The following is a 13,352-nucleotide window of genomic DNA, read 5'->3' on the forward strand; positions in this document are numbered from 1 at the left end:
GGCCTGGCGGAGGCTGACCAGGACTTTTCCGCTGTTCTCGCTGACTCTGGCGGACGGGACCGCTAGTCTCCGTCGAGTGGGGGCGCCTCCCACGCCCTCCAGGTAGTGGGGGAGAACGGGCAAGCGTGTTGCTCGCAGCTCCCCAGGTGTGGGGCGACTAGGTTCCTCACCGGTCCGTATCCGACAGTTCGACATCCGAGGTGACGTAGGCGTGGCTCTTCCGCCCCTAACCCCTGAACAGCGCGCAGCCGCGCTCGAAAAGGCCGCCGCGGCTCGCCGGGAGCGGGCCGAGGTCAAGAATCGACTCAAGCACTCCGGCGCCTCCCTGCACGAGGTCATCAAGCAGGGCCAGGAGAACGACGTCATCGGCAAGATGAAGGTCTCCGCCCTTCTTGAGTCCCTGCCGGGCGTGGGCAAGGTCCGCGCCAAGCAGATCATGGAGCGGCTCGGCATCTCCGAGAGCCGTCGCGTGCGCGGCCTCGGGTCCAACCAGATCGCCTCCCTGGAGCGCGAGTTCGGCAGCACCGGCTCCTGAATCCGGGGGCTTGGGGCCGGAGTCCCGGGCACCGTGCGATTGCTGGAATAATCGGCGCATGGCTGTAACACCCCGGGGCGCGACCCCCGTACCCCCGGACGCACGTCCGCGGCTGACCGTGCTCTCCGGCCCCTCAGGGGTCGGCAAGAGCACGGTCGTCGCCCATATGCGCAAGGAACACCCCGAGGTCTGGCTGTCGGTGTCCGCGACGACCCGCAAGCCCCGCCCCGGTGAGCAGCACGGCGTCCACTACTTCTTCGTCACCGACGAGGAGATGGACAAGATGATCGCCAACGGCGAGCTGCTGGAGTGGGCCGAGTTCGCGGGCAACCGCTACGGCACGCCGCGCGCCGCCGTGCTGGAGCACCTGGAGTCGGGTGTGCCGGTGCTGCTGGAGATCGACCTCCAGGGCGCCCGGCAGGTCCGCGAGTCCATGGCCGAGGGGCGGCTGGTGTTCCTGGCTCCTCCCTCCTGGGAGGAGCTCGTGCGCAGGCTCACCGGGCGGGGGACCGAGCCGCCCGAGGTCATCGAACGGCGGCTGGAGGCGGCGAAGGTCGAACTCGCGGCCGAGCCGGAGTTCGACGAGACCCTGGTCAACACCTCCGTCAAGGACGTGGCTCGCGAGCTGCTAGCCTTGATGGACGTTGTGTGATCGTGACAGTGACCGTGACGGTCGCACCGACTGATTCTTTCCCATCCATCGGAAGGTAGAGCGTGTCCTCTTCCATCTCCGCGCCCGAGGGCATCATCAACCCGCCGATCGACGAGCTCCTCGAGGCCACCGACTCGAAGTACAGCCTCGTGATCTACGCGGCCAAGCGGGCCCGCCAGATCAACGCGTACTACTCGCAGCTCGGCGAGGGCCTCCTCGAGTACGTCGGTCCGCTCGTCGACACCCACGTCCACGAGAAGCCGCTCTCCATCGCCCTGCGCGAGATCAACGCGGGTCTGCTGACGTCCGAGGCCATCGAGGGCCCGGGTCAGTAATTTCTGCGGTTCTTCATATCTGCGGATCGCAGTAGGTTTTTCCACAGGCCCGGCAGCGCGACTGCCGGGCCTGTGGTGTGCTCGGGGGGTGCGGGAGCCGATCCCGCGATGATGCAGCATGGACGCGTACGCCGACGAGCCGCGGCGTGCCGGTTGTCGAGTGCGGGGAGGCCCGGTGAGCAAGCCCAAGGTCGTTCTGGGGGTCGGTGGCGGCATCGCCGCCTACAAGGCGTGCGAGCTGCTGCGCAGGCTGACCGAGTCGGGTCACGACGTGCGTGTGGTGCCGACCGCCTCCGCGCTGCACTTCGTCGGCGCCGCGACCTGGTCCGCCCTGTCCGGCCACCCCGTCTCCACCGAGGTCTGGGACGACGTCCACGAGGTCCCGCACGTCCGCATCGGGCAGCAGGCCGACCTGGTGGTCGTCGCCCCCGCCACCGCCGACATGCTCGCCAGGGCCGCCCACGGCCTCGCCGACGACCTGCTGACCAACACCCTGCTCACCGCCCGCTGCCCAGTGGTCTTCGCCCCCGCGATGCACACCGAGATGTGGGAGCACCCGGCCACCCAGGACAACGTGGCGACGCTGCGCCGCCGCGGCGCCGTCGTCGTCGAACCGGCGGTCGGCCGGCTGACCGGCGTCGACACCGGAAAGGGCCGGCTGCCCGACCCGGCGGAGATCTTCGAGGTCTGCCGCCGAGTGCTCGCGCGGGGCGCGACCGAGCCCGACCTCGCCGGGCGGCACGTCGTCGTCAGCGCCGGCGGCACCCGCGAGCCCCTCGACCCCGTCCGTTTCCTCGGCAACCGTTCCTCCGGCAAGCAGGGCTACGCCCTCGCGCGGACGGCGGCGGCCCGCGGGGCCCGGGTCACGCTCGTCGCCGCCAACACCGCCCTGCCGGACCCGGCGGGCGTGGACCTGGTCCGGGTCGGCACGGCCGTGCAGTTGCGGGAGGCGGTGCTGAAGGCCGCCGCGGACGCCGACGCGGTGGTCATGGCCGCAGCGGTCGCCGACTTCCGCCCCGCGGCCTACGCGGCCGGCAAGATCAAGAAGAAGGACGGCGAGGACCCCGCGCCCATCGCGCTGGTACGCAATCCGGACATCCTCGCGGAGATATCAGCCGAACGGGCGCGGCCCGGACAGGTGATCGTGGGCTTCGCCGCCGAGACCGACGACGTCCTCGCCAACGGGCGCAAGAAGCTCGCGCGCAAGGGCTGCGACCTGCTCGTGGTCAACGAGGTGGGGGAGCGCAGGACCTTCGGCGCGGAGGAGAACGAGGCCGTGGTGCTGGCCGCCGACGGCGGCGAGACCCCCGTGCCGCACGGTCCGAAGGAGGCGCTGGCCGACACCGTGTGGGACCTGGTGGCCGCCCGGCTGGGCTGAGCGCCCCCTGCCCCCGCCCGGCCGGCCCCCTCGAACGTCGAAGCCCGGCGCGTGGCGACTCTGGTCAAGGTCGCCGGGCTTGGGCAGAATGCCCGTGCCGCAGGTCACAGCGCTCCCGAGAGGCGAGACAGGTGGGCCGGTGGCCGAGCGCGACCGATAAACTGTTCTCGGACGACGCCGGGCGCAGCCCCGTGCCCGTCCGCCAATGATCAGCCAGCAGCCGCTGCAACCCCAGGGAGCGTTGTGTCCCGTCGCCTCTTCACCTCGGAGTCCGTGACCGAGGGTCACCCCGACAAGATCGCTGACCAGATCAGCGACACCATTCTCGACGCGCTTCTGCGCGAGGACCCGACCTCCCGGGTCGCCGTGGAGACACTGATCACCACCGGCCTGGTGCACGTGGCCGGTGAGGTCACGACCAAGACCTACGCGGACATCGCGACCCTGGTCCGAGACAAGATCCTCGAGATCGGCTACGACTCCTCCAAGAAGGGCTTCGACGGCGCCTCCTGCGGCGTGTCCGTCTCGATCGGCGCGCAGTCCCCGGACATCGCACAGGGCGTGGACACGGCGTACGAGTCGCGGGTCGAGGGCGGAGCCGAGGGCGACGACTTCGACGAGCTGGACCGGCAGGGCGCGGGCGACCAGGGCCTGATGTTCGGCTACGCCTCCGACGAGACCCCGACGCTGATGCCGCTGCCGATCTTCCTGGCGCACCGGCTGTCCAAGCGCCTGTCGGACGTGCGCAAGAACGGCACGATCCCCTACCTGCGCCCGGACGGAAAGACCCAGGTCACCATCGAGTACGACGGCGACAAGGCGGTCCGCCTGGACACCGTGGTCGTCTCCTCGCAGCACGCCTCCGACATCGACCTGGACTCGCTGCTGGCGCCCGACATCCGCGAGTTCGTCGTCGAGCCGGAGCTGAAGGCGCTGCTGGACGACGGCATCAAGCTGGACACCGAGGGCTACCGGCTGCTGGTCAACCCCACCGGCCGGTTCGAGATCGGCGGCCCGATGGGCGACGCCGGACTGACCGGTCGCAAGATCATCATCGACACCTACGGCGGTATGGCCCGCCACGGCGGTGGCGCCTTCTCCGGCAAGGACCCGTCCAAGGTGGACCGCTCGGCCGCGTACGCGATGCGCTGGGTCGCCAAGAACGTGGTGGCGGCGGGCCTGGCCTCCCGCTGCGAGGTCCAGGTCGCCTACGCGATCGGCAAGGCCGAGCCGGTGGGCCTGTTCGTGGAGACCTTCGGCACCCACAAGGTGGAGCCCGAGAAGATCGAGAAGGCGATCGACCAGGTCTTCGACCTGCGTCCGGCCGCCATCATCCGCGACCTCGACCTGCTTCGCCCGATCTACGCCCAGACCGCCGCCTACGGCCACTTCGGCCGCGAGCTGCCCGACTTCACCTGGGAGCGCACCGACCGCGTGGACGCGCTGCGCGAGGCGGCGGGGCTGTAGGACCGGGGCCGCAGGACCCCGTCCGCCGCGAGACCTGAGCGAGGCCCGGACCCCATGAGGGTCCGGGCCTCGCTCGCCGTCGGTTGTCGGTCCCGTTTGGTAAGAATGCAAGCGTGAGCAGCGAGAACGGGACGGGGGACGGCGGGGCCGAGGGGGCGCCGCCGGAACAGCTTGCGCTCATCCGGGAGAGCGTGCGCAAGGCGAAGGAGCCGCGGGCCAAGCCGCGCACCTGGCGCGGTGCCGCGCTCGCCGGGGAACTGCCCGTGGCGCGCGTACTGGTCGACAAGGGCGCACTGCACCTCGACCGTTACTTCGACTACGCCGTGCCCGCCGAACTGGATGCCGACGCGCGGCCCGGGGTGCGGGTGCGCGTGCGGTTCGGAGCCGGACGGCACCGGGTGCGCGAGGGACGGCGCGAGGGCGGCGGGCTCATCGACGGGTACCTGATAGAGCGCCGGGCCGAGTCCGACTACGCGGGACCGCTCGCCGCGCTCGCCCAGGTCGTGTCGCCCGAGCCCGTGCTCAGCGAGGAGCTGCTCGGCCTGGCACGGGCCGTCGCCGACCGGTACGCGGGCAGCGTCGCCGACGTACTCCAACTCGCCGTGCCGCCGCGCAGGGCCCGCGCCGAGGAACGGCCCTCGCCCGCACCGCTGCCGCCGCCGCCCGTACCCGACGCGGGCTCCTGGGCCCGCTACGAGCGGGGGGCCGCGTTCGTGCAGGCCCTGGCCGCGGGCGGCTCGCCGCGTGCCGTGTGGAACGCGCTGCCCGGGCCCGAGTGGAGCGAGGAACTGGCCCGCGCCGTCGCCGCCGCGCTCGCCTCGGGACGCGGTGCGCTCGTCGTCGTACCGGACGGGCGGGCCGCCGCCCGGGTGGACGCCGCGCTGACGGCCCTCCTCGGCGAGGGACGGCACGCGCTGCTCACCGCCGACGCGGGGCCCGAGAAGCGGTACCGGCAGTGGCTCGCCGTGCGCCGGGGGTCCGTACGGGCCGTCGTCGGCACCCGGGCCGCCATGTTCGCGCCGGTGCGGGATCTCGGGCTGGTCGCGCTGTGGGACGACGGGGACGACAGCCACAGCGAGCAGCACGCGCCGCAGCCGCATGCCCGCGAGGTGCTGCTGCTGCGCGCCGCGCAGGACAAGTGCGGTTTCCTGCTGGGCGGTTGGAGCTGCACGGTGGAGGGGGCACAGCTCGTCGAGAGCGGCTGGGCCCGGCCGCTCGTCGCCGCGAGGGAGCAGGTGCGGCGGGCGGCTCCGCTCGTGCGCACGGTGGGCGACGCCGAACTCGCCCGGGACGAGGCCGCGCGGGCGGCCCGGCTGCCCTCGCTGGCCTGGCAGGCGGCCAGGGAGGGACTGCGGCACGGGCCCGTGCTGGTGCAGGTGCCCCGCCGGGGCTACGTACCGCGGATGGCCTGCGCGCAGTGCCGGGCGCCCGCGCGGTGCCGGCACTGCTCGGGACCCCTCCAGGGGCAGGACGCGGGGGCGCTAGCCTGTGGCTGGTGCGGGCGGGAGGAGTCGGCCTGGCACTGCCCGGAGTGCGGCTCGTTCCGGCTGCGGGCCCAGGTCGTCGGGGCCCGGCGGACCGCCGAGGAACTGGGCCGGGCGTTCCCGTCCGTACCCGTGCGGACCTCGGGACGCGAGCACGTGCTGGACACGGTGCCGGGGACACCCGCGCTGGTGGTGAGCACCCCGGGCGCGGAGCCGGTCGCCGAGGGCGGGTACGCGGCGGCCCTGCTCCTGGACGGCTGGGCCATGCTCGGGCGCCCCGATCTGCGCGCCGGCGAGGACGCGCTGCGGCGCTGGATCGCCGCGGCCGCGCTCGTCCGGCCGCAGCCGGCGGGCGGCACCGTGGTCGTCGTCGCCGAGCCGACCCTGCGGCCCGTGCAGGCGCTGGTGCGCTGGGACCCCGTCGGTCACGCCCTGCGGGAGCTGTCCGAACGCGCCGAGCTCGGGTTCCCGCCGGTGTCCCGGATGGCGGCCGTGTCGGGTCCGGAGGAGGCGGTCTCGGACTTCCTCCCCACCGTCGAACTGCCGCGGGAGGCGGAGGTGTTGGGCCCTGTCCCGTTGCCGGTCACGCCTCCGGGCCGCCCCCGCCGCTCCGGTGCGCCCCCGCCCGGTGAGCACTGGACCCGGGCCCTGATCCGCGTCCCGCCCGGCAGCGGGGCGGCGCTGGCCTCCGCCCTGAAGTCCGCCCAGGCGGCCCGTATGGCCCGCGGAAACCACGACCCGGTGTGGGTACGCGTCGACCCACCGGACATCGGCTGACTCGGCGACGCCCGCGTGGTGAGGGGGCTGCGAACTCCGGCCGCCTGTAGTGCCGTTCACCGGAGGCGCGCGTCCCGGCCGGGACGCGGGCGCGCAGCGGTCCGAGTCTCCGTGCGGCGCGGGTGAGTCGGTGCCCCGCGGTGGACGGATCGCCGGTCAGGTCGGGCGGTTGGGGCTGTGGGGCCGGTGTGCCTGGAGGTGCGCCCGAGGGCTCGGCGCGGCGGCGGAGGCCGTTTCACGTCGTACCGGCACGGGCCTCGCCGGGGTGCGCGGCGGCTGTCGGGCGGGGGCGGGTGAGCGGGCCGCATGGTGTCCGGCTGCGCCCGGGACCGCGTGAGAGGCGGGCCGACGGGCGTCGTCGAGGCCCGGTCGGCGGGGGTGTCAGAACCCTCCCGGATGCCCGCCGGGAGGGGACACGGGAAGGGGTCGTCAGCCGTTGCGGGGGCTGGGGAAGGCGGTGGGGCGGGGCTCGTCGCGCAGGACCGGGCTGCCGGACATCGGCTGGGTCGGCATGGAGCGGGCCGCGGGGACCGTGGCGATGCCGGTGCCGACGTTGACCGTACGGCTGCCCGCCGGCTCCGGGGTCCGCTCGGTCTCGGTGGCCGCCTGGGCCGCCGCACGGCGGGCGCCGTAACGCCGGTGGACCGCCTGCTTGGTGACGCCGAGGGCCGAGCCGACGGCGTCCCACGAGAAGCCGAGCGAGCGGTCGAAGTCCACGGCGGCCGTGACCAGGGTCTCGACGCTGTCCCGCAACTCCTGCGCGAGACGGACGGTCGGGGCTGGGGCGCGTCCGTAGACGACGAAGCCCGTGGAGGGGCCGGAGCGGCGTGGGCGGTAGACGTTGCCCAGCTGGGCGGTGAGCGTGCGCAGCGCGTCCACCTGCCGGCGGACCCGCTCGATGTCCCGCACCAGCAAGTGCAGGCTCGCCCGGGCCTGGGCGTCGTGGGTTGCGTGGTCGGCCATGAACAAGCCTCTCGAACCGGCGTTGAAAGGAATCGGGCCGAGCAGGCGGCCCGCTGTGGTCAACTCTTCCTTGACCAACGCGCTTGCCCTCCACGGGTCACGGTATGGGGGCGTAGGGAAACATTCGTACGCCCCCGGCGCGCCGGGGGCGCGCTGCACAGCCGTCCGACGGCCTCCCCCCGTCATCCGCCGCCCGGCCCCGTCACCTGCTGCCCGGCTCCGTGGTCGCCCGTTCGACCTGTCGTCCGCTGCCTGGCCCGGTCGTCTGCGGCTCGGCTCTGCGGTCCGCCGCCTGCCGCCTGGCCTGGTCGTCTGCGGCTCGGCTCTGTGGTCCGTCGCCTGGTCTGTCGTCCGCTGCCCGCTCCGTGGGCCGCCGCCCGCCGCCCGCCGCCCGCCGCCTGGCCCCGTGGCCCGCCACCCGCCCCGGTCATCTGCCGCCGGGTCCGTCACCCGCCGCCCCGCCCGTCAGCCGCGGCCTTCCGTCCGTGGTCATAGACTGGTGCGCTGCCCGCCGTCCAACCCGCCCGAGAGGCCCAAGCCACCCCATGAAGCTCGTCTTCGCCGGTACCCCCGAGGTCGCCGTTCCCGCTCTGGACGCCCTGCTCGCCTCCGGGCGGCACGAGGTGGCCGCCGTCGTCACCCGGCCCGACGCGCCGGCGGGGCGCGGGCGCAGGCTGGTCGCGAGCCCGGTCGCCGAGCGGGCGGAGGAGGCCGGGATCGAGGTGCTCAAGCCCCTGAAGCCGCGGGACCCGGAGTTCCTGGAGCGGCTGAAGGAGATCGCCCCGGACTGCTGCCCGGTCGTCGCCTACGGTGCCCTGCTGCCCAGGGCGGCCCTCGACATCCCCGCCCGCGGCTGGGTCAACCTGCACTTCTCCCTGCTGCCCGCCTGGCGCGGCGCCGCCCCCGCGCAGCATGCCCTCATGGCCGGGGACGAGATCACCGGCGCGTCCACCTTCCTCATCGAGGAAGGACTCGACTCCGGCCCGGTCTACGGCACCGTCACCGAGCGGATCCGGCCCACCGACACCAGCGGCGACCTGCTCACCCGGCTCGCCCTCGCCGGGGCCGGACTGCTCGCCGCGACGATGGACGGCATCGAGGACGGCACCCTCGAGGCCGTGCCGCAGCCGGCCGAGGGCGTCACCCTCGCCCCCAAGATCACCGTCGAGGACGCCAAGGTCGACTGGACGGCGCCCGCCCTGCGCGTGGACCGCGTGGTACGCGGCTGCACACCGGCGCCCGGCGCCTGGACCACGTTCCGCGGCGAGCGGCTCAAGCTGATCCAGGCCGCCCCGGCGCCGCAGCGCACCGACCTCGCCCCGGGCGCGCTCGCCGTCGGCAAGAACGACGTCCACGTCGGCACCGGTTCGTACGCCGTCGAGCTGCTGTGGGTGCAGGCGCAGGGCAAGAAGCCGATGCGGGCGGCGGACTGGGCGCGCGGGGTGCGCATCGCCGAGGGCGAGACGCTCGGCGGCTGACCGGGCGGCCCGTACCGGGACGTAGGCTGGGTGCACCGCGTGTCCGAGCGCGGCGCACCCAGACAACCGGAGCACCTTTTCCGTGAGCGACTCCCGTCGGCCCCGCAGGCCCGCCAAGCCCTACCGCCGACCCCAGAAGGACCCCGTCCGCATCCTCGCCTTCGAGGCGCTGCGCGCCGTGGACGAGCGGGACGCCTACGCCAACCTGGTCCTGCCCCCGCTGCTGCGCAAGGCACGCGAGAAGGGCGACTTCGACGGCCGGGACGCCGCGCTGGCCACCGAGCTGGTGTACGGCACGCTGCGCCGCCAGGGAACGTACGACGCGATCCTCGCGGACTGCGTCGACCGCCCGCTGCGGGAGGTCGACCCGCCCGTCCTGGACGTGCTGACCCTCGGCGCCCACCAGCTCCTCGGGACGCGCATCCCGACTCATGCCGCCGTGTCCGCCACCGTCGAGCTCGCCCGGGTCGTCCTCGGCGACGGGCGGGCGAAGTTCGTCAACGCCGTGCTGCGCAAGGTCGCGCAGCACGACCTCGACGGATGGCTGGAGAAGGTCGCCCCGCCCTACGACGAGGACCCCGAGGACCACCTCGCCGTCGTCCACTCCCACCCCCGCTGGGTCGTCTCCGCCCTGTGGGACTCCCTCGGCGGCGGACGCGCCGGCATCGAGGACCTGCTGGAGGCCGACAACGAACGGCCGGAGGTGACCCTGGTCGCCCGGCCCGGACGGGCCGGCACCGAGGAACTGCTGCGCGAGGAGGCCGCGGTGCCGGGCCGCTGGTCGCCGTACGCCGTGCGGCTGACCGAGGGCGGCGAACCGGGCGCCGTGGACGCCGTACGGGAGGGCCGGGCCGGCGTGCAGGACGAGGGCAGCCAGCTCGTCGCGCTCGCCCTGGCGAACGCGCCCCTCGACGGCCCCGACGGGAAGTGGCTCGACGGATGCGCGGGCCCCGGCGGCAAGGCGGCCCTGCTGGCCGCGCTCGCGGCCGAGCGCGGAGCCGTCCTGCTCGCCTCCGAGAAGCAGCCCCACCGGGCCGGTCTGGTGGCGAAGGCGCTGGCCGGCAATCCCGGCCCGTACCAGGTGATCGCCGCCGACGGCACGCGCCCCGCCTGGCGGCCGGGCAGTTTCGACCGTGTCCTCGTCGATGTCCCCTGCACCGGGCTCGGTGCCCTGCGCAGGCGCCCCGAAGCGCGGTGGCGGCGCCGCCCGGAGGACCTGGACGGCTTCGCCCCGCTCCAGCGCGGGCTGCTGCGCACGGCCCTGGAGTCGGTGCGCGTCGGCGGCGTGGTCGGCTACGCGACCTGCTCTCCGCACCTCGCCGAGACCCGAGCCGTGGTCACCGACGTGCTCAAGCAGTTCCCCGAGGCCGAACTGATCGACGCCCGCCCGCTGCTGCCGGGAGTCGGGGCCCTCGGCGACGGTCCCGACGTACAACTGTGGCCGCATCTGCACGGGACCGACGCGATGTACCTGGCCCTGATCCGTCGCACCGGCTGACCGGCCCCCTCGCGGGTCCGGCCCGCGCCACCTCGCGAAGCGTCCGTGGAGCGGGCCGGCGGGTCCGCCCCCGGCCGCACCCACGTACGGCGGCCCCGCCCGCGCCCGTGCCTCATGATCGCCGGCATCCTGGCGCCCAGCCGGGTACCGGGGGGAGCCGGCGGGCCCGGGCATGGCACGCTTGGGTCATGGCCGTGCAGATCAACCCCAGCATCCTGTCCGCCGACTTCGCGCGCCTCGCCGAAGAGGCGAAGGCGGTCGAAGGGGCCGACTGGCTCCACGTCGACGTCATGGACAACCACTTCGTCCCGAACCTCACGCTCGGCGTGCCCGTCGTGGAGTCCCTGGCCCGGGCGACGGACACCCCGCTGGACTGCCACCTGATGATCGAGCAGCCCGACCGCTGGGCGCCGCAGTACGTCGAGGCGGGTGCCTCCTCCGTGACCTTCCACGTCGAGGCTGCCGCCGCCCCCGTCCGGCTGGCCCGCGAGATCCGCGCCAAGGGCGCCCGGGCCTCGATGGCCCTCAAGCCCGCCACCCCCATCGAGCCGTACGAGGACCTGCTCCCCGAGCTCGACATGCTCCTGATCATGACAGTGGAGCCGGGCTTCGGCGGCCAGGCCTTCCTGGACATCATGCTGCCCAAGATCCGCCGCACCCGGGAGCTGATCGGCAAGCACGGCCTCCAGCTGTGGCTCCAGGTCGACGGCGGAGTGTCGGCCTCGACGATCGAGCGGTGCGCGGAGGCGGGCGCGGACGTGTTCGTCGCCGGCTCGGCGGTCTACGGTGCGGAAGACCCCGCCGAAGCGGTGCGTGCCCTGCGCGGTCAGGCGGAATCGGCCACCACCAAGGCGTCCTGGGCGTGCGGCCACTGAACAACGGCTACGTGAACGGCTCCTTATCAGGGCTGATCAAGCGCGCCGGATCTGCAAGGATGAACGGTGAATCCAGAATGTGAACAGCAGTGAGGAGATCGCCGTGTCGGGTATGTCGGCGGGCCGGTCAGCCATGCGGATGGGACCCGCTGAGCTGGTGCAGGCGGCGGCCATGGCCCGCCGTTTCTACCTCGAGGGCAAATCGAAGATCCAGATCGCCGAGGAGTTCGGCGTCAGCCGCTTCAAGGTGGCCCGGGTCCTGGAAACCGCTCTCGAACGGGATCTCGTGCGCATCGAGATCCGCGTGCCGGCCGAGCTGGACGCCGAGCGCTCCGACGCGCTCCGCGCCCGCTACGGCCTCAGGCACGCCGTCGTGGTCGAGTCCCCGGCCGAGGCAGAGGAGACGCCCGACCCCGAGAACCTCGGCGAAGTAGCCGCCGATCTGCTCGGCGAGCTCGTCGACGAGGGAGACGTGCTGGGTCTGGCCTGGGGCCGTTCCACCATCCACATGGCCGCGGCGCTGAACCGGCTGCCGCCGTGCACGGTGGTGCAGCTGACGGGGGTGTACGACGCAGGGACCTCCGAGCGCGGTTCGGTGGAGGCCGTGCGCCGCGCCGCCCAGGTCTCGGGCGGCGACGCCCACCCCATCTACGCGCCGATGCTGCTGCCGGACGCGGCCACCGCGGCGGCGCTGCGGCACCAGACCGGGATCGCGCGCGCCTTCGAGTACTTCGACAAGGTCACGGTCGCCTGTGTGTCCATCGGTTCCTGGGAGCCGGGCATCTCGACGGTGCACGACATGCTCAGCGACGAGGAGCGGGCCCACTACGCCTCGCTCGGTGTCTCCGCCGAGATGGCCGCGCACCTCTTCGACGCCGAGGGCCGCCGGATCGGACGGGACCTGGGGGAGCGGTGCATCACGGTCAAGGCCGACCAGCTGCGCCGTATCCCCGAGGTCGTCGCGATCGCGGGCGGGCAGCGCAAGGCGGCGGCGATCGACGCGGTGCTGCGGTCCGGGCTGGTCACCAGCCTGGTCACGGACACCTCGGCCGCGGACTACCTGATGACGGCGGGACCCACCCCCAGGCCCGCTCTCAACAGGGCGGACCCGGACGGCCCCTGACGAGTGCGCGCGGGACGGCCGTGGGAGCATCGACGGCATGCTGCTGCGGTTCGTCCCCCGTGTGCTCGCGGGGCTCCTCGTCACGCTCGCCGTCCTTCTGACGGGCTGCTCGCCCTCCGGGCAGACCGGCTCCGACCCCTCCGCCCCGTCGTGGGCCCGCGGAATGGCCACGATCAGCCAGTCCCGGCTGCCGGCCGAGGCCCGGCAGACCCTGGACCTCGTCGACAAGGGCGGCCCCTACCCGTACCGGCAGGACAACACCGTGTTCGGCAACTTCGAGGGGCGGCTGCCCAAGGAGCCGCGCGGCTACTACCACGAGTACACGGTGCGGACCCCGGGGTCGCGCGACCGCGGGGCCAGGCGCATCGTCACCGGCCAGGGCGGGGAGTTCTACTACACCGATGATCACTACAACACGTTCCGGGCGGTGCTGAGATGAGCGAAGACCTGGCGGGCCGGGTCGTGGTCACGCTGGACCTCGACGGTGTCATGGACAAGGCGGGACTGATGGACCGCGCCGCCCGCGCCCTCGCACTGCCCGGCTGGTTCGGACGGAACTGGGACGCGCTGGCCGACAGCCTCGGCGACGAGACCCTCTGGCCCGCGGAGGCCGTGGAGCGCGGGATGCTGATCGTGGTACGGGGCTGGCAGGCGTACGCGCAGGCCAGGCCGGAGGAGTGGGAGATCGCCGAGGAGGTCTTCGCCGCCTCGGCGGGCGGGCGGCCGGCGCTGGACGTCGCCCTCGCGCTTGGAGGTTCCTCCTAGGGGGCGGGCGGCCGGCCTGGAC

13 protein-coding genes are annotated in these 13,352 nt (G+C 73.7%); 12 read left to right on the top strand and 1 reads right to left on the bottom strand.

Annotation, left to right across the window (positions count from 1 at the left end; genetic code table 11):
- Positions 1-211: 211 nt before the first annotated feature.
- The 6 genes from ACWEK3_RS25425 (at position 212) to ACWEK3_RS25450 (ending at position 6,628) form a co-directional block, all read left to right on the top strand.
- Complete coding sequence (locus tag ACWEK3_RS25425) at positions 212-535, top strand: integration host factor (RefSeq protein WP_003977346.1); 324 nt, start codon at positions 212-214, stop codon at positions 533-535.
- A 58-nt stretch (positions 536-593) separates the two neighbouring features.
- Positions 594-1,187: a guanylate kinase gene (gmk, locus tag ACWEK3_RS25430; RefSeq protein ID WP_450542064.1), complete on the top strand. Its 594-nt coding sequence runs from the start codon at positions 594-596 to the stop codon at positions 1,185-1,187.
- A gap of 62 nt (positions 1,188-1,249) precedes the next feature.
- On the top strand, positions 1,250-1,522 hold the full coding sequence (rpoZ, locus tag ACWEK3_RS25435; RefSeq protein WP_030577387.1) for a DNA-directed RNA polymerase subunit omega: 273 nt from the start codon (positions 1,250-1,252) through the stop codon (positions 1,520-1,522).
- Between the two features lie 175 nt (positions 1,523-1,697).
- Positions 1,698-2,900, top strand: coding sequence for a bifunctional phosphopantothenoylcysteine decarboxylase/phosphopantothenate--cysteine ligase CoaBC (gene coaBC / locus ACWEK3_RS25440; RefSeq protein ID WP_450542066.1), 1,203 nt, complete (start codon positions 1,698-1,700; stop codon positions 2,898-2,900).
- A 243-nt stretch (positions 2,901-3,143) separates the two neighbouring features.
- Positions 3,144-4,367, top strand: coding sequence for a methionine adenosyltransferase (gene metK / locus ACWEK3_RS25445; RefSeq protein ID WP_376398834.1), 1,224 nt, complete (start codon positions 3,144-3,146; stop codon positions 4,365-4,367).
- A 113-nt stretch (positions 4,368-4,480) separates the two neighbouring features.
- On the top strand, positions 4,481-6,628 hold the full coding sequence (locus ACWEK3_RS25450) for a primosomal protein N' (RefSeq protein WP_453250661.1): 2,148 nt from the start codon (positions 4,481-4,483) through the stop codon (positions 6,626-6,628).
- A 429-nt stretch (positions 6,629-7,057) separates the two neighbouring features.
- Here ACWEK3_RS25450 and ACWEK3_RS25455 read toward each other — a convergent pair whose 3' ends face one another.
- Positions 7,058-7,591, bottom strand: a complete 534-nt coding sequence (locus tag ACWEK3_RS25455; protein ID WP_450541566.1) for a hypothetical protein — start codon at positions 7,589-7,591, stop codon at positions 7,058-7,060.
- Between the two features lie 545 nt (positions 7,592-8,136).
- On the opposite strand from ACWEK3_RS25455, the gene fmt reads away from it, so the two are divergent.
- From fmt to ACWEK3_RS25485, 6 genes are all read left to right on the top strand, one after another.
- Positions 8,137-9,069 (top strand): methionyl-tRNA formyltransferase, encoded by a 933-nt coding sequence (fmt, locus tag ACWEK3_RS25460; RefSeq protein WP_450541564.1) that lies wholly within the window; start codon positions 8,137-8,139, stop codon positions 9,067-9,069.
- An 82-nt stretch (positions 9,070-9,151) separates the two neighbouring features.
- On the top strand, positions 9,152-10,567 hold the full coding sequence (locus ACWEK3_RS25465; protein WP_450541562.1) for an RsmB/NOP family class I SAM-dependent RNA methyltransferase: 1,416 nt from the start codon (positions 9,152-9,154) through the stop codon (positions 10,565-10,567).
- 188 nt (positions 10,568-10,755) lie between these two features.
- The gene (rpe, locus tag ACWEK3_RS25470; protein ID WP_361417062.1) at positions 10,756-11,442 is read left to right on the top strand and encodes a ribulose-phosphate 3-epimerase; all 687 of its coding nucleotides are present in this window, start codon (positions 10,756-10,758) and stop codon (positions 11,440-11,442) included.
- Between the two features lie 79 nt (positions 11,443-11,521).
- Positions 11,522-12,565: a sugar-binding transcriptional regulator gene (locus ACWEK3_RS25475; RefSeq protein WP_361417065.1), complete on the top strand. Its 1,044-nt coding sequence runs from the start codon at positions 11,522-11,524 to the stop codon at positions 12,563-12,565.
- Between the two features lie 37 nt (positions 12,566-12,602).
- The gene (locus tag ACWEK3_RS25480; RefSeq protein WP_361417068.1) at positions 12,603-13,004 is read left to right on the top strand and encodes a ribonuclease domain-containing protein; all 402 of its coding nucleotides are present in this window, start codon (positions 12,603-12,605) and stop codon (positions 13,002-13,004) included.
- Positions 13,001-13,330 carry a barstar family protein gene (locus ACWEK3_RS25485; RefSeq protein ID WP_453250662.1) on the top strand — a complete coding sequence of 110 codons (330 nt, stop codon included), beginning with the start codon at positions 13,001-13,003 and terminating at the stop codon, positions 13,328-13,330. Before ACWEK3_RS25480 ends, ACWEK3_RS25485 begins: the two co-directional genes overlap by 4 nt.
- Positions 13,331-13,352 lie beyond the last annotated feature (22 nt).

Source organism: Streptomyces sp. NPDC004721 (assembly GCF_053601495.1).